This is a genomic window from Nocardiopsis sp. LDBS1602 (genome assembly GCF_035818715.1).
Lineage (GTDB): Bacteria > Actinomycetota > Actinomycetes > Streptosporangiales > Streptosporangiaceae > Nocardiopsis > Nocardiopsis alba.
This window is the reverse complement of sequence record NZ_JAYLVW010000001.1, coordinates 346,405-361,031: the sequence shown is the minus strand read 5'-3', so window position 1 is coordinate 361,031 and position 14,627 is coordinate 346,405. Positions and strand designations below refer to the sequence as shown.

The window sequence follows — 14,627 nt, the reverse complement described above, 5'->3', positions numbered from 1 at the left end:
CCGACAACGCACAGCCGAAGGGTCGACTTCGATCCGCGGTCTGGAGGAGCCGGGGCGACGGTGCTGCCCCGGCCCCTCCATTCGTTGGAGCGTTCCTACCGACTCACTCGCCTGAGGACGTCGTCCTGAAGCGGCCCTCGGGGCCATATTCGGCCACTTCAACGAGAGAACCGGCTTCCAGCGCCTCAGAGGTTCCATTACACCCTGGACCACCAGAGCACCGTGCTGGCTCTGACCGCCGAAGGCTCCGACGCCGAGTCCCCGGACACGGTCTATGAGTACGGCCCCTACGGTGAACAGACCTCTGAGACCCTGGAGGACACCCGGGCGGGAGAGCTGAACCCGTTCGGCTACACCGGCGCCTACCAGTTCCAGGACGGGACCGTACACCTGTCCCACCGTTTCCTGGACACGTTCACCCTCAACTTCACCCAGCCCGACCCCTCGCGCCAGGAACTCGACAACCACACCTACGCCGCCTGCGACCCCATCAACAACACAGATCCGACCGGACTGAACCTCTGCAATGCGATCGCCATCGTCGGTGGTTCCATCAGCATGGCTCTACTCTTGACCGGAGTCGGGATCGGCTGGTCTCTTGTTGTGGCCGTACCGACATTGGCTGCAACATTAATCTGTGGAGCAATGTGGCTTTCGAACCATGCAGCCACACAGCAACCTTGAGAATAAGTAGTTCTTCGGGGCCTGCAAGTGACTTGCAGGCCCCGAGTTCATTAGCATCGACCTTAGGAGAGCAATGGATTTCATTACGCTACTTGCCATCATTTTCTTGGCGACATCCCTCATGCTCCTGATAATCCTGAAAAGTCGAAACGAAAAACCAAAATCGAATTCTTGGATTATGATATTTGCGCTCTCCTTCTCCCTGCTCGCCATCACCCTCGGACTCTATGGACTATTCTATTAATTTCTTCTCTTGACTTGATCGCCACCCGCACCTTTTGACGGTCGACCTGAGTATTTTTCACTGTGCACGATAAGTGAGATCTCATGCAAAGAGATCGATGTGCCTGTTCGCTTGCTTCTCAGGCCCGACCTTCCAAGCGGATGGAGTGAACCCGGCGGCTCCACCGCACCACCTGCAACGAGCCCTCCAGGAGGCCGCCGTCCTTCGCAGGCAATGATCCACGACCGTGAACCCGAATCACGCTCTCCTCCCACGCCCTTCCGATCTGGACATCGAGCGAAGAGAGTGCAAGGCTCGAAAACCGCGGTTCGCGCACCGGACTCGATGGAGATGAATGATGCGCGCGGGGATCTCATGGGATGCGGCGGGTTTCCATGTCACCGTGGTCGATGATTACGGAAGAACGGTGATACCCACCCATGGATACCGAACAGATGAAATCGAGACCATGGTCGATTTTCTACAGGGAAACGGATCTCGGGTCATCATCGACGACACCAACGGCCTTCTGTACGACCGACTCACCGAGGCGGGCCTCATCGTGTACCGGGCGGACCACCGGGCCCCGTCCGAACTCCCGCTTCTCGGCTCGGCCCCGGCCGAGGCCCTGGCACGCACGATCCTCCGTGATCGGCCTCCGCTCTCCCGGTCGGCGATGGGCTCGGGGACCCACTCCGGGCGCGACGAGGAGCTCGCCGGAGGATATGAGACCGCTATGGCCGCGGTCGCCGATCAGCCCGCCCCGGGCAGGTTCTTCGCCCACGGTCCGCGTGGCGAGAAGAAGGTCGCCCTCACCTTCGATGACGGCCCCTTTCCTCCGCACACCGACCGAATCCTGGACATACTCGAGCACTATGCGGTGCCGGCGACCTTTTTTTGCGTGGGCCTGAACTCCGTCGCCCACCCCGAGATCCTCGGGCGAATACAGGAGCGGGGGCATGCGTTCGGGAACCACACGTGGTCGCATCCTTATCTGCCGGATCTGTCCGAAGCGCAGATCCTCGAACAGCTGCGTAGCACGGGCGAGGCGCTCTCCACGTTCACCAACGGCGACGCACCGACCTTGTTCCGTCCCCCGTACGGCGCTCTGCCACCGGGACCGTACGACTGGTTGACGACGATGGAGGCGACCACGGTCCTGTGGGACGTGGATCCGAAGGACTGGTCGAGGCCCGGAGTGGAGGTCATCGCCCGGTCGGTACTCGATCAGGTCCGCCCCGGGTCCATCGTTCTGATGCACGATGGTGGCGGAGACCGTTCGCAGACCGTCGACGCCCTGCCCACGATCATCGAGACGTTGCTCGACCGGGGCTACCGGCTGGTCCGGGTCGATCACCTCTTGGAGAGGCCCGTGTCCGAACAGGCCGAGGCTCGGGGCACCTCGCCCTCGAACCCCGGTTGAACGCGGTCCGTTCGACGCACGACTATGGCCGGACGCCCCGGCCATGGAACAGGGCCGCACCCCGAAGGGTGCGGCCCTTGCGGAGGGCCCCTTCGAAACCGCCGGGTCTCCAGTCCCGCGGCCCCGATATCCAGCCGGCCCTCACGTTCTACGCTGCCCCGAATCACATTTCGGTCAACCCGAAAATGGTACCTCTGATTCGTGCAGGGGTAGTACCGGTATCCCCCTTTTGGGGGAACCTAAAGATATCGAACAAGTCACGACCCTGATGAACGATCTCGAACACCGGCGAACGCACCTGTTCGCAAAGCGGCCCAGTCACCGAAGAGCGTGACTTACGCACATCAACAGGACAACCAGGACGAAGAGACTTGCGAGTCGCTGCGCACCCGTCCCAGGATGATGTACTTTCTCCTTTACGGCCCCTGTCGCTCCCTTGACGGCTTGGCATCTCCAGAATCCGCCGAAGCCGAAAGATCCGGGGTTTCGCGACTATCCAGCCGTGTCAATCACAACGAAAGGTCTCATGTGACCGCCTATCTCTCCCTCGACTCTCGAGGGATGCGCGTCATGATCGTGGTCGTCATGATTATCGTCGCGCTCGTCCTGCATCGTCTGGGACAAGACCTCGCCACCGCCCTCGTACTGGCTGCGATAACACTCGGATTCGCCGCTGATGTCTCTCATCGCATCATCCCGAAGGAGGCGCGCTGATGTCGTCCGCGTACGCCTTCGAGGGCGAGCGGTACGTGGTGGCCGCCGAGGCTCGGCCCCGTGCCGTCCGCAAGGATCCGGACGGTTCCCTGTGGGCGGAGTTCCCCCTCACCCTGGCCCGTGACACTCCCCCTGGCCGGCGGGGATCGGTCCACACCGTCCTCGGCCCTCGACCCGCGCCACGTCCGGAGAAGGTGCCGGAGGTGCCGGAGGACGTCCCGGGGTTCTCCATGAAACCGGATCCCATGGAGGCCACGAGCGTCGCGGAATTCATCGAGATGATGCGGCGGTACCGGAGGTGGGCGGGCGACCCCAGCTTCCGCAAGATGTCGCTCCGCGTCGGAACGTGTTCGGCCGCCGGATTCTGCGAGGCGCTGAAATCCGACAGGCTCCCCACCTTTCCGCTCCTCAATGCCTTCGTGGTTTCCTTGGGCGGTGACTCCGACGACTTCCAGAGGTGGGCGACCGCCTGGCGGGCGTTGGACGGACAGGCGCCGGGGCACTCTCTCCTATTGGTCATCTAGCGCGTAATGCGTGAAGGGGCTCGCGCCCGCGCGCGGGCCCTTTCCTTGGAATGTCCGTTCACGTGGGTCACCGTTCGGGTTCCTCGATCAGATGTCGGACGTCGGCGCGGAGGTACCGGCGGTGGCCGCACGACGCGCGAACCCGGTGCGGCCGGGCCCTCGTTCCGCGGGGCTGCCACCCCGCGTCGTTGTGCGGTGAGTGTGTTCTGGAGGGGCCGGAGGTGGTGGTGACACCCCCGGCCCGCTCCCCCATGGCCCCGCCCGGCTTCAGGTCCGAGCGGAGCCTCACCACCCGTAGGCGGCGGGGCCTGGTGAGCGTGGCGGTACGGGACCTGACGGCCCCCGCGAAGGGGCGGTCCGCGCTGTCCGAGGTCGACCGCACCGCCACGCCGGCTTTCACACCCCCGCGCACGTCACCGACGAAGCGGAGGCGGAAGGTCTTCGTGTCTCGATCACAGCCCGCTCCGGCACCCCGAGATCGACGTGGTCCGGGCCTCGATCATCGGCCGGGCTCGGTGAGCAGGCGTTGAACGTCGGACTTGAAGTAGCGACGATGTCCGCCGAGCGTGCGGACCCACCGCAACCGCCCTTCTTGCGCCCACAGGCGCACGGTCTTGGGATCCACCCGAAACGCCTGGGCGACTTCCTGAGGGGTCAGGAGGTCCATGGGGTCGACATCCGGCTGCGTCATGTTCTTCTCTCAAAGGGGGTCGTCATCGGGGGTCAGGGAAGTTCAGGGTTCGAGGAGGATCCGGCTGCTCGACGGGGCCGTCTCGGCGAGGCGAGCTCGCTCCTCCGGGGAGCGAAGCACCTCTCGTCACACCGGTATTCGTGTCCGGGCGGCGTGCAGCGCGGCCAAGGCCTGGAGCAGCCGTCCTTCGGCGTCGTTCAGCAGGGCGTTCCGTCGAGTCGCGCCGTTCCCCGCCCATTGGGCACGGGTGAGGTAGCGGGCGGCGTCCTCGGCGGCGCTCGCTCCGGCCAGTAGCGTCGGGCCGCGGACCGGTTCACCGCTCAAGTCCCACGAGGTGCGCGTTCCCTCGATCTGCCGGCGTCGGGTCTGGAGGGGTAGTTGGGCCTGGTCCCACAACAGGTAGGCCTGCTCGCGCCCCTCCTGATCGGCCTCGTAGACGTCGAGCAGGCGGATCATGAGCTCGTGCGAGGGGCGGATCCGCCCGTTCTCGATGCGGGAGACCGTCGACTGGTCCACCCCGGGGAGCCGGTATCCGCTCAGTCCGGCCACTTCGCGCAGCCTCCTCAGGTGGACGCCGAGTGCCTTCTTGGCTTCGCCGTCGTCATCCATGCGGGGCGTCCCGTCGTGTGGACCAGAGTGCCTGGTGGGGTTCGTGCAGCCAGAGGATCTGGCGTTCTCGTGCGAGGTCGACGGTGAGCCCGAAGTCGGTGTAACCGGGTTCGCCCTGGTCGTGCCACCACTCGCGCGCCTGCGCGGCCTGGTCGACGAGGTTCCGTTCGCCGGCCTGTTCGATCCGGCCGTCGGCGTGCAGCCGTGCCCAGGAGGGGCAGGTGGTGGAGGCGATCCACACGTACGGTTCCTCGGCGTCGTCCTCCTGTCCCATGCCGTGGGCCCATCCCGGCATGAGCAGGGAGAGCAGGAGTGCCTGTTCTCCGTCGAGCCAGGGTGCGCGGGGGTCGTCGTCGACTCGGGCCACCGTGTCGGCCTCGACTCCGATGGGCGGGCTGTGGCCCGCCCGCCGTTGGCCGCGCGCCCACATGAACGCCAGGCCCCCTTCGAAACGGCCTTCGGCGCGGCCGTCGGCCACGTCCAGGACGGCGAGGACCCCGCCGGGGGCACCCGGTGTCGGCGCCCAGGGGGTGACGATCCGGCCGTGTTCCCGTACCTGTCGGATCCACACGGCCGGGACTCGACTGACGGTGCAGGTGGCGATGGCCTGGTCGTAGGCGGGGCCGGGGAGTCCGGTCGCGAAGTTCTCGCCATCGCCGGTGAGGACGGTCGGCGCGAACTCGGCCTCGATCAGCGACCGCCGGGCTCGGGCGGCGATCCGCGGGTCGATCTCGATGGAGGTGACCCGGTCGTCGCCGACCAGGGTGCTGAGGAGGGCGGCGTTGTATCCGGTGCCGGTGCCGATCTCCAGGACGCGGTCGCGGGGTTCGATCCGGGCGGCGGTGAGCATGCGGGCCATGACCGTGGGGGCGCTCGACGAGGAGGTCGGGAGGCCCGTGCCGTCTTCGCGTCCGTCGTCGCGTTGGGTGACGAGCGCCTGGTCGGTGTAGGCGGTGCGCGTCCACGCGTCGGGGTCGAGGGAACGGTCGTGGCGGACGCGGTTCTCGTCCCACAGGACATCGGGCAGGAAGCGGTGCCGGGGCACAGTGGCGAACAGGGCACGGACGTGTTCGGGGCCGGGGAGCCGTGCGGCCAGGTCCCGGGCGAGGTCGGTGGGGTTCGGGCGGGTGGTGGCGTCGCTCATCGGACGGTGCCCTTCCTCTGCTGACCGGCACAGGGAACCCGGAGGCGAGGGTGGACGCCGAGGGTCCCCGCGGCTCCGGTATCTCCGGTGTTCCGGCGCGGGCCGAACGGCGCCGGCTCCCGCGGGGCCGGGGGTGCCGGCGCGATCGGCGCGGTCGGCGCGGCGTATGTGATGAGGGGGGTCATGGTTTCCTTTGCGCGTCGGTCGCGGGGCGAAGGCGGGGCGTTCTCTCGAGGTACGCCCGCGTCGTCTCTGTTCTCCGGGAAAGGGCCGTGGTCTGGGGGCCCAGGAGGGCGCCGGTGAGGGCGCGCCTCCTGGGACACCGGACGGGCCACGCATTGCTGCTGCCAGGCCGCAAGTGCCCCGCCGTCTTGTGGGAGTTGCTAGGCGAGGGTGCGCACCAGCGCGACCCAGGCGCTGCCCGGCAGGGTCAGTCGGACCTGGTCGGGGTTCTGGGTGTCGCCCATCAGCACGTTCCCGCCATCAAGCAGCTTGGCGGCGGCGCAGTTGGTGGCTCCCTGCGAGGCCTCGGCCTTGTGCTGAACACCAGCGGTAAGGGACTTACGACCCTGGGTGTAGATGATCTGCATCGATAGCCTGCTTTCTGCTTCTTCTTTTGGTGAAGCCCGGGGACGCGGCGGCAACCGCGCCCGGGACCGGGGCTCTGTCCCCCGTGTTCAGCCCTTCCGTAGTCGGGAGGGGCTGACGTCTTCTTCCATCGGCGTGGTACGTCCCGCCGGTGGGGGGCCGCACCCGGCCTCCGCGGTGGACCGGCCGGGTGCGTGACCCATCTGTTCAGAGGGGTCGGGCGGTGCGGTCCGGGAGGTTCGGTCGGTTCGATCGGGGTGTGTGGAGGCGTCCAGGGTGGTCAGGGCGGCGATCGGCGGTTCTCCCCCACCCGACTCACGCGGCGACAGACCCCGCCAACGCCCCCAGCCCGAGGCTTCGAAGACCTTCCGCAACCCCTCCGGATCCCGCGCCACCAACCGGGTATCCGCCCCCTGCTCTCGGGCCTGGCCTGTGTAGACCTCGGCGGCCCCGTTCATCCCGGACAGGTGGGTGATCCCCCAGCCGCTTCCCGGAGGCAGCCTCGCGGCGAGTGCCTCCACCAGGCCTGTGACCTCGGTGTCTTCGAGGTGGTCCAGGGTCAGGGTGGAGAGCACCCCCACCGGCACCGACAGATCCAGGTGCTCACCCAACGCGTTGACCAGAGTCTCCGGATAGCGCAGGTCCAGATCGAGGACCCGCACGTTGTACCCCCGAACCTGAGCCGGATGCTCCCACCACGCCCTAACGGCGGCCAAGGCGGCGAGGTCGTGGTCGACATAGACCGTCCTCGCCCGGCTCCCCCACAACACCCTGCCGCGTTCGTGTGGAGCCCGGCGCATCGCCGGCAGTCCGCAGCCCAGATCCACGACCTGGGAGAAGGAGCGGCAGACCGCGTCGACCACGCCTTCGCGTGCTTTGCGGTGCACCAGCATCTGCCCCGCCAGACCGGGCGAGGCTTCGGCCATCTTGACGGCGGTGTGGCGGTCTTGGCTCCACGAGTCTTTCCCGTAGTCCAGGTAGTCGAAGGTGCGGGCCGCGTTGGTCAACGCCCATTCCTCACGATCCAACAGAGTCCCGCTGCGGGCCGCGCCCCAGGTCATCGTCATCGCTACCCCCGCATTCGCGTCGTGGTTCGGATAAGGGGCGACACCCGTGGCCCGGGCGCGCCTGACCTGGTCGACGGTGCCCTGGAGGTAGTAGTAACGACGCCCCACATGCAGAGCCGGGATCACGCCTTCGCGGGCCCAGCGGGCGGCGGTCGCATACGACACCCCCCACTGAGTGGCGGCCTGGGCGGGGGTCAAGAGGTCGTCCACGACCGACCTACTTGCGCCAGGTATCGGCGTATGGCCGTTCCCAACTCCTGGGTACCGGCGTCCTGTTCAGCCTGTTCGGCTTCGCGCAACTGCCGTTCCACCCGGGACCGCTCGTCCAAGATCCCGTCGACCAACAGCCGAGCCAGACTCAACCGGTGATCCACCCGAGCCAACCTCTGCTGCACACTCAACCGACCCAACAACCTCAACGCGCTCAACTCCGCGGCCGCGTTCTGCTCCACCGAACGCGAAGCGGACGAGTCAGAAGAGGCTGAAGCACTGGAAGTGGACTGTGCGGGACGCCGAGGAGGAGGCACGGGAGAGGTCGGTGGGACGGGCGAGGCCGACCGGAACACCGGAGCCGGCGGTGTGCTCGGAGCAGGGTGGGCGGCCGAAGCGCGCCGGGCAGGCAGAGGCGGCCGGGGCTCCGAAGCGGGCGGAACGCTCGGTGCGACCGGGGTGTCCGAAGCGTCCGGAACCGTCGAGGGCGGTGAGACCGGACGCTCGGCCCGGCCCGATGTCGGGAGGAACCCGGCCCAGTGGGCGAACCGGCACCGAAGACCGAACCAGCGCTTCCGAACCTTCGGGATGACCGGAGTAGCGGTGGTGGTGTCGGGCGGAACGAAGATTCCCTGCCGGACAGGCAGGACAGGGGTGCCCTTGGGCGGGGTGAATGTGGTGGTTGGGAGGGTGCGTCGGACCTGTGTCGGGATCATGCTCACGATGTGCTCCTTCACGCTGGTCAGGGAAGTTCGATCCGGGCCTTGACCGTCACCGGTAGACCCGCGCACCCGTCCCAATCCCAATAGAAGGAGAGCGAAGCCACCCGCCCCAGACCACCGCCGTGGCCCTTCTGCTCCGGGAAAGAGAGCCGCTTGCAGCCGGGGGTGGGACCGGCATCGGTGACCGTGATCGACAACAGATACCGCGACCGCTCCAACATCAGCGTGAGCGTCTGATCCGGAGCACCCGAGTGAGAATGACGATGGGCGTTGTCCATCAACTCCCACGCGATCAACGAAGCCCGGTTCGCGATCTCAGCCGCCGCCATCGGGTTGGCGATCCCCCGAACAGCATGGCGGCGTACCCAGTTCCGAGCAGCGGCACGAGCAGCCACCGTGTGCCGCACCCGAAGGCCCAGCCTGTCGGGGTCGGAATAATGGAGCATTTGGTACGGAGCGGACAAAAGCCTGTTGTCCCGCCGCTTAGCAGCGATACACTTCATGTCGTCTCACCTCGGTGCAGTCGGGGTGGGTTACAACCCCGGGCGGCCGCTCTCGACTTCGGCCCCCGGGGGTTTCTCTGCTCAGAGTTCGGTTCGTCTCGGATCTGCCTTTTGAAGCGAACCGATACCGCTCCCACCTGATCAAAGGCGGGGCGATCTGGTTGGCCATCTCACTCCGTGACGCGAGGTGGCCGTGCAGCTCATGCCCCCATCTCCCCAGACGGAGAACAGTGAACTGAAAACCGAACCGATGCTCTCGGTTACGGCTTCGCCACAGACCTTGCCAACAACAGGGGCATGCGGTCTATGATTACCGCTAAAGACGGTAAAAGTTCTATTCTCAGCGGTAGCTTCAGGTAACACGGTGGTGCAATTGAAGAACGCAGAGGACGGGGAGGATGCCGCAAGGCTCCGATTCGGACAGCTTCTCAGGAAAGCCCGAGGTCAGGCGGGATTATCCCAACAAGAACTGGCGGCTGCGGCCATGGTTTCACAGAGCGCCGTCAGCGATTTGGAACTAGGGAAAAAAGGGACAAGGCGGGACCCTGTGGTCCGTCTCGATAAAGCCCTTACCGCTCGGGGTGTCCTCGTGGATGCCTGGGACGCGGTCTTCTCCGGTTCCGGTATGACCGCATATTTCCGCGAGGTGGCCGAGTCCGAACATGTCGCGACCACCATCCGCGAGTACTCACTCAGCTTGGTTCCCGGACTGTTCCAGGTAGAGGAGTACGTTCGGGCGATCAGTGAGATTGCCGAACCCGACAAACCACCTGAGGTCATAACCAAGATCGTGAAGGCCCGGAAGCTTCGAAAGCAGATTCTGGAGCGCCCACACCCTCCGAAGGTCACAGTGCTCTTGGATGAGGTGGTGCTGCTGCGACGGTTCCGAAACCCAGAGGTCATGAGGTTACAGATCAGCCACCTGCTCAAGCTGTCCTACCGCCCCCGCATGCACATTCAACTGGTGCCGACAACAGCCGAAGATCATCCCGGCCTAGGCGGTTCATTTAAGCTGATGGATGTACCCGACACCGGGTCGTTCGTGTACATCGAGAGCCAGCAGACCGGGCTCTCACTGAAGCAACCTGATGTTGTGGCACGCTATGACCGAACGTTTGCGGAGTTGAGGAGCGCCGCGTTGCCCGTAGCGGCGTCACGAGCTCGCATGGAAGAGATTCGAGGCAACATCACATGATGACCGAAGAGTGGAACAAGTCCACTTACAGCAACGGTAGCGGCGGTGACTGCGTAGAAGCCTGCGTCATCGAGCAGGAAGCCGCTGTGCGTGACACCCAGAATCGCGAGCTGGGACACCTGTCCTTCTCTGCGAACGAGTGGACCGCACTCCTCAGCGCAACGACCTCCAGGTAGTCCGGACCACACGCAAACCGGCCCCCGCCAGGCGAGTTGGCGGGGGCCGGTCGTGTTCGTGCACTCCTAGAGTAACTCCCCTACGTAACAACGCAAGGGGAGATATGTCCGATCGTGAAGAAACAAGGACTACTCCCCAGCTCAACGGGGAAGAAGAAATTGCGTATCTCCGCATCATCTCAGCCGTAGATACGCCCTAAGAACACTCTTCCCCCACGAGCACATGACCTCTCTCGGTCCCCCGAAAAAGCCCCGCTCCGCAGCAGTCAGCCTCCGACCTCCGAAGAGAACGGGCAGCGCATGACCAGCGAAATCACGTGGCACAAGTCGTCCTACAGCCCCAACGGCAGCAACTGCGTCGAAGTGGCCGAAGGCCCCACCACCCACATCCGCGACACCCAGAACCGCGACCTGAGCGAACTCACCCTGCCCGCTCGCGAATGGAACGCCCTGCTCAGCGCGGTCCACACGAGCTGAGCCCCTCAGGCGACGGCCAGAGCCTCTACCAAAGCCACTGCTTGTAGCCGTCGAGCCCCGAGGCCGGTCACCATAAACCACGTGACCGGCCTCGGCCGTGGGGCCAAGAGCACCCCCAACAGACCCGCGCCCACCCATCCCCCCACATGCGGAGAACGGCCCCAACCGCATTAGCAGTGCGGCGACCTCATGGAGCTATCCCCGCCCACGCGGGGAGCAGCTGGACGGGCGCCGAGTGATCCGCACGGTGTGGGGTGTGCGGGGAGCAGAAGACGGTCGTCTCCCTGCTCAGGTGGTTGATGGGTCCATCCCCGCATGCGCGGGGAGCAGTACCACTGCGGGCTCCTCATGGAGTGGGAAACGGGTCCATCCCCGCATGCGCGGGGAGCAGAACGCCCCTTCCGTCCTCGGCGCCGTCGTCGTGGGTCCATCCCCGCATGCGCGGGGAGCAGAACGCCCCTTCCGTCCTCGGCGCCGTCGTCGTGGGTCCATCCCCGCATGCGCGGGGAGCAGTCTTCCTGACCTGCAACGCTATCCCGACCAACCCACCATTTCTGCACGTTGTCGAGAAACAGACAAAACAGACACCCCTCGATCCCTCCGCGAGAGTCCCTCACCGATCAGCGTAGACACTCCGCTCAAGCATCCGCCGCCTCGAACAACGCACCCGCTCTCCTCAGGAACCGAAGCGCAGGTCCGTGATCACTGCCAGATCGATGCCGTAGCGGGTGTAGACCTTCGTGGTGTTCTCACCGGTCAGAGACGCCTCATCGAAACCGAGCAATGCGGCCACACGCACCACCTCCGCCCGGCTGTCGGCCTCGACCTCCAGGTAGGCGGGGATGCGGGGCCAGGTATCGATCTCCAACTGCGCCCCGTCCAGAGTGAAGCTGTGCCGCCGGTTCTCCTGGTAGGCCTTGGGGGTGTAGCCGAGCTTGCCCAGCAGGGCGTTGGTGGTCTCGAAGTCGCCGACCTCCGTCTCGGTCTCCCGGGTTCCACCGATGGCGTCCGAATCGATCTCCTTGACCGTGAGCGTGACCTGGCTACCGGTGTCGCGCAGACGCACCCACCGGGACTCGTCCCCAGGCTCGATGTCGTACACATAGCGCCGCTGAAGCACCTCACCCAGGTCGACACCGCCCTTGTCGAGAATCAGACGAGCCACCCGCTCGGGATCGATGTCCAGAACCTTGGCCTCGTACTCGATCACGCTCATATCGTCGGGGTCCCTTCCTCGCTGTGCATAGACGGTGGAGAAGTCGTGAAGTCACGGTGGTCGGCTTCCAGCCTGTCACGGTCGGACCGGCGAAACCGGAGGATCTCGGTGCTCATGTGTTCGTTGAGGAAATCATCGATCGGCCGACACAGGTCCATGCGTTGTAGACACACACCGACCAGGTATCGCCCTGTGCGATCCCGGTACAGGCGGAGACCGTAGAAGCCTTCCTGACAGTCGGTGTCGTTGTTGAACCGGCACCCCTGGCACGTGGTCGGCAGACGCACAGGACGGATCCATTTGACGTGAATGCGTCGTTGTCCTCCATCGATGAGATAAGCGGTCCGTGCCCCCGAGGCTCCGGCCGTCAATCTCCGGGCCTCGGCCACCGCACCACGTTGACGCAGAACCTCATCGATGGCGTCGATAGACGCCTGGCCATGGTCGAGGGAGTTGAGCAGGCGCACGGACAACTGTGGTGCGTAACTGTCCAGGAGCCGGTGGACACGTTCGATGTGAGTGTGGTCGAGCACAACGATGTTGGCGCCGACTCGGACCCGATGCTCGACGCAGGCTTGGATAGAGGCGTGCAGGGCATCGATCTTGGCGGCGGCCTTGGCCCTGTCGCGAAAGCGCTCGTGCTGGACTTCGGCGAGTTCCTCAGGAGTCGTACCAAAGATGGAGAAGTTGACCCGGTCGAGACCGGCTTCGGCGCAAGCAGGGATCTGACGAACCCCGTTCTCCCCGTTGGAGGTCATACACACCCGGTATCCCTGTTCTGCGGCGAGGTTCACCAGTTCGGGCAGACGAGGGTGAAGGGTGGGTTCGCCCCCGGTGAGGTGAAGTTCGGTGAACTCCATGTTCTCGCCCAAACGACGCAGGGCCTGGGAGAAGTCTTCGTCGGGAGGGATGCTGCTCGGTAGAAAAGTGGAGCCATTGGTGGCGGCGTAGATCGACGTCCGCCCGGAGCTTCCGCTGGTCTTGAAGAGGGCGAGCCCGCGGTTCCGATTGTCGACTACGACGGGCGTCCCCTCGTTATGGCAGAAGGTACAGGTCAGGCCACAGGCGTCGAGGATCTTGACCCGCAACGTGGTGTCGGTTTCGATATGTGTCGGCAAAGGTGAAGCGAGAGAGGGCAGGGACTTCCCCGGCTCAACGCTCATCGTTGCCACAACTCCCCCCTGGCTGGAGGATCGATCAACCCTTCCGTTCGGACGTTTCCCGCAGACATCCACGTGGAGAACACGCACGGGGACACCGACCCGTCAGGAGCGATCGACGCCCGCCCATCCCCACACGCCCCGCACAGACCAGAGCAATCCGGTTCATCGCCCTGCGCCCCACGTCCATAGGGGCGCACTCGGTCGACGCCGATACGGGTGACACCGAGACCTTCGAGTTCGGCCCGGGGCTCCTCGACCCCTTCTCCATCAGCGGTGATGATCGCGACGCGCAGTGGAACCCCCAGTTCCACGGCACGGACGATGTTCGTCCGTGTGTGGCGGTGGGAGGCGGGGCGACCGGTCATGGCGCTGTGTCGTGCGGGGTCATGGGAGTAGTAGGAGGTGGCCAGGGACATTCCCGGCCGCTGGAGCAGCTCCCACCAGGCGGGGGTGACGTGGACGAGGTTGGAGTAGACCTCGACCGCGCAACCGGCGGCCAGGGCGTGTTCCGCGATCCGGGGCGCGTCGGGATGGAGGGTGGGTTCTCCGCCAATGAGCTGGACCAGGTGTGTCCCGCTCTGGGCCGCCTGGTCGATGACGCGCCGCCAGTCGGTGAGCGTCATGGTTCCGTGGTCGCCGGCCGGGCCGGAGGAGTTGTAGCAGTGAGCGCATTCCAACTGGCAGCGTCGGGTGAGATCGAGCCAGAGCATGCCGGCGGGTCGGGAGGTGGCTCGTTCGGGGGTGACGGTCACTTGCCCTCCTGAAATGGGGGTGAGGGTGGACAGTGCGCACGAACTCGACCAGGAACGTAACCATCCGTGGTCGGAATAACACGCTTTGGGCCAGAACCGGCCAATGGTCCGACTCCGTTCACGAGGTAGGAAATCTGTCCTGTGAGAACGGGGTTCAGGAGTATTCGAGTCACTTCGGAAGCCGATGTCATCCCCCGGAATGTGGGAGACAGGGTGAGCGTAGAACGGGCCCCGCTTCGGAAAGGCGGTGTTGCGCGGGATTGCGTCCAGCGCCTTCCTCAGACCCTGTCGCGGTCGATCATCGCTCGACATACTCCAGACAGGCCCCCTGATTCGAGGAGCACCATGAAACTCCGCAAATTGGGCACCACCTCCCACGGAGGAAACTGCCCCACCCTGTACGAGACCGACGAGGGAAACATCGTGGTCCAGGGTTACCGCCTGACCGACCCCGAAGCGCTGTCCCAACTCGCCGATGTCCTACCGAACGAAGAGTTCGTCATCGTCCCCCGAGAACTCCTGACCCGATTCGCCCCCGAGGAGTAA

18 protein-coding genes are annotated in these 14,627 nt (G+C 65.3%); 8 read left to right on the top strand and 10 right to left on the bottom strand.

Annotated features, from left to right (window positions below; translation table 11 throughout):
• The first annotated feature begins 222 nt into the window (after positions 1–222).
• The 4 genes from U9J66_RS01640 (at position 223) to U9J66_RS01625 (ending at position 3,568) form a co-directional block, all read left to right on the top strand.
• Positions 223–684 carry an RHS repeat-associated core domain-containing protein gene (locus U9J66_RS01640; protein WP_326336796.1) on the top strand — a complete coding sequence of 154 codons (462 nt, stop codon included), beginning with the start codon at positions 223–225 and terminating at the stop codon, positions 682–684.
• Positions 685–1,376: 692 nt separating this feature from the next.
• The gene (locus tag U9J66_RS01635) at positions 1,377–2,330 is read left to right on the top strand and encodes a polysaccharide deacetylase family protein (protein WP_326336795.1); all 954 of its coding nucleotides are present in this window, start codon (positions 1,377–1,379) and stop codon (positions 2,328–2,330) included.
• 528 nt (positions 2,331–2,858) lie between these two features.
• Positions 2,859–3,044, top strand: a complete 186-nt coding sequence (locus U9J66_RS01630; protein ID WP_017536589.1) for a hypothetical protein — start codon at positions 2,859–2,861, stop codon at positions 3,042–3,044.
• A complete protein-coding gene (locus U9J66_RS01625; protein ID WP_017536588.1) occupies positions 3,044–3,568 on the top strand; it encodes a hypothetical protein in 525 nt (174 codons plus the stop codon). Before U9J66_RS01630 ends, U9J66_RS01625 begins: the two co-directional genes overlap by 1 nt.
• 499 nt (positions 3,569–4,067) lie before the next feature.
• Here U9J66_RS01625 and U9J66_RS01620 read toward each other — a convergent pair whose 3' ends face one another.
• The 7 genes from U9J66_RS01620 to U9J66_RS01590 form a co-directional block, all read right to left on the bottom strand.
• The gene (locus U9J66_RS01620) at positions 4,068–4,235 is read right to left on the bottom strand and encodes a BldC family transcriptional regulator (protein ID WP_014910824.1); all 168 of its coding nucleotides are present in this window, start codon (positions 4,233–4,235) and stop codon (positions 4,068–4,070) included.
• A gap of 150 nt (positions 4,236–4,385) precedes the next feature.
• A complete protein-coding gene (locus tag U9J66_RS01615) occupies positions 4,386–4,868 on the bottom strand; it encodes a helix-turn-helix transcriptional regulator (protein ID WP_326336794.1) in 483 nt (160 codons plus the stop codon).
• Positions 4,861–6,012, bottom strand: a complete 1,152-nt coding sequence (locus tag U9J66_RS01610; RefSeq protein ID WP_326336793.1) for a methyltransferase domain-containing protein — start codon at positions 6,010–6,012, stop codon at positions 4,861–4,863. The genes U9J66_RS01615 and U9J66_RS01610 overlap by 8 nt, the downstream gene beginning before the upstream one ends.
• 383 nt (positions 6,013–6,395) lie before the next feature.
• Positions 6,396–6,602, bottom strand: coding sequence for a DUF397 domain-containing protein (locus U9J66_RS01605; protein WP_326336792.1), 207 nt, complete (start codon positions 6,600–6,602; stop codon positions 6,396–6,398).
• 87 nt (positions 6,603–6,689) lie between these two features.
• Complete coding sequence (locus U9J66_RS01600; RefSeq protein WP_326336791.1) at positions 6,690–7,877, bottom strand: helix-turn-helix domain-containing protein; 1,188 nt, start codon at positions 7,875–7,877, stop codon at positions 6,690–6,692.
• Positions 7,862–8,119: a hypothetical protein gene (locus U9J66_RS01595; RefSeq protein WP_326336790.1), complete on the bottom strand. Its 258-nt coding sequence runs from the start codon at positions 8,117–8,119 to the stop codon at positions 7,862–7,864. The genes U9J66_RS01600 and U9J66_RS01595 overlap by 16 nt, the downstream gene beginning before the upstream one ends.
• 500 nt (positions 8,120–8,619) lie before the next feature.
• Entirely contained in the window at positions 8,620–8,928 is a 309-nt protein-coding gene (locus U9J66_RS01590; protein ID WP_326336789.1) for an ATP-binding protein, read from the bottom strand.
• Between the two features lie 547 nt (positions 8,929–9,475).
• On the opposite strand from U9J66_RS01590, the gene U9J66_RS01585 reads away from it, so the two are divergent.
• From U9J66_RS01585 to U9J66_RS01575, 3 genes are all read left to right on the top strand, one after another.
• On the top strand, positions 9,476–10,297 hold the full coding sequence (locus U9J66_RS01585; protein ID WP_326336788.1) for a helix-turn-helix domain-containing protein: 822 nt from the start codon (positions 9,476–9,478) through the stop codon (positions 10,295–10,297).
• Positions 10,294–10,473, top strand: coding sequence for a DUF397 domain-containing protein (locus U9J66_RS01580; RefSeq protein ID WP_326336787.1), 180 nt, complete (start codon positions 10,294–10,296; stop codon positions 10,471–10,473). Before U9J66_RS01585 ends, U9J66_RS01580 begins: the two co-directional genes overlap by 4 nt.
• A 300-nt stretch (positions 10,474–10,773) precedes the next feature.
• Complete coding sequence (locus U9J66_RS01575; protein ID WP_326336786.1) at positions 10,774–10,950, top strand: DUF397 domain-containing protein; 177 nt, start codon at positions 10,774–10,776, stop codon at positions 10,948–10,950.
• 676 nt (positions 10,951–11,626) lie between these two features.
• On the opposite strand, the gene U9J66_RS01570 is transcribed toward U9J66_RS01575, so the two are convergent.
• The 3 genes from U9J66_RS01570 to U9J66_RS01560 are packed head-to-tail and all read right to left on the bottom strand — an operon-like array spanning position 11,627 to position 14,081.
• On the bottom strand, positions 11,627–12,166 hold the full coding sequence (locus tag U9J66_RS01570) for a class IV adenylate cyclase (protein WP_326336785.1): 540 nt from the start codon (positions 12,164–12,166) through the stop codon (positions 11,627–11,629).
• On the bottom strand, positions 12,163–13,329 hold the full coding sequence (locus U9J66_RS01565; RefSeq protein WP_326336784.1) for a radical SAM protein: 1,167 nt from the start codon (positions 13,327–13,329) through the stop codon (positions 12,163–12,165). The genes U9J66_RS01570 and U9J66_RS01565 overlap by 4 nt, the downstream gene beginning before the upstream one ends.
• Positions 13,326–14,081 carry a radical SAM/SPASM domain-containing protein gene (locus U9J66_RS01560; protein WP_326336783.1) on the bottom strand — a complete coding sequence of 252 codons (756 nt, stop codon included), beginning with the start codon at positions 14,079–14,081 and terminating at the stop codon, positions 13,326–13,328. The genes U9J66_RS01565 and U9J66_RS01560 overlap by 4 nt, the downstream gene beginning before the upstream one ends.
• A gap of 345 nt (positions 14,082–14,426) precedes the next feature.
• Here U9J66_RS01560 and U9J66_RS01555 point away from each other — a divergent pair, with 345 nt between their 5' ends.
• Positions 14,427–14,627, top strand: a complete 201-nt coding sequence (locus U9J66_RS01555) for a hypothetical protein (RefSeq protein WP_042285889.1) — start codon at positions 14,427–14,429, stop codon at positions 14,625–14,627.

Excerpts from the sequence above, each read along its gene's own strand:
- U9J66_RS01635 (WP_326336795.1), top strand. The coding sequence starts at position 1,377 with ATGGTCGATTTTCTACAGGGAAACGGATCTCGGGTCATCATCGACGAC.
- U9J66_RS01625 (WP_017536588.1), top strand. The coding sequence starts at position 3,044 with ATGTCGTCCGCGTACGCCTTCGAGGGCGAGCGGTACGTGGTGGCCGCC.
- U9J66_RS01620 (WP_014910824.1), bottom strand. The coding sequence starts at position 4,235 with ATGGACCTCCTGACCCCTCAGGAAGTCGCCCAGGCGTTTCGGGTGGAT.
- U9J66_RS01615 (WP_326336794.1), bottom strand. The coding sequence starts at position 4,868 with ATGGATGACGACGGCGAAGCCAAGAAGGCACTCGGCGTCCACCTGAGG.
- U9J66_RS01610 (WP_326336793.1), bottom strand. The coding sequence starts at position 6,012 with ATGAGCGACGCCACCACCCGCCCGAACCCCACCGACCTCGCCCGGGAC.
- U9J66_RS01605 (WP_326336792.1), bottom strand. The coding sequence starts at position 6,602 with ATGCAGATCATCTACACCCAGGGTCGTAAGTCCCTTACCGCTGGTGTT.
- U9J66_RS01590 (WP_326336789.1), bottom strand. The coding sequence starts at position 8,928 with ATGGCGGCGGCTGAGATCGCGAACCGGGCTTCGTTGATCGCGTGGGAG.
- U9J66_RS01580 (WP_326336787.1), top strand. The coding sequence starts at position 10,294 with ATGATGACCGAAGAGTGGAACAAGTCCACTTACAGCAACGGTAGCGGC.
- U9J66_RS01575 (WP_326336786.1), top strand. The coding sequence starts at position 10,774 with ATGACCAGCGAAATCACGTGGCACAAGTCGTCCTACAGCCCCAACGGC.
- U9J66_RS01570 (WP_326336785.1), bottom strand. The coding sequence starts at position 12,166 with ATGAGCGTGATCGAGTACGAGGCCAAGGTTCTGGACATCGATCCCGAG.
- U9J66_RS01565 (WP_326336784.1), bottom strand. The coding sequence starts at position 13,329 with ATGAGCGTTGAGCCGGGGAAGTCCCTGCCCTCTCTCGCTTCACCTTTG.
- U9J66_RS01555 (WP_042285889.1), top strand. The coding sequence starts at position 14,427 with ATGAAACTCCGCAAATTGGGCACCACCTCCCACGGAGGAAACTGCCCC.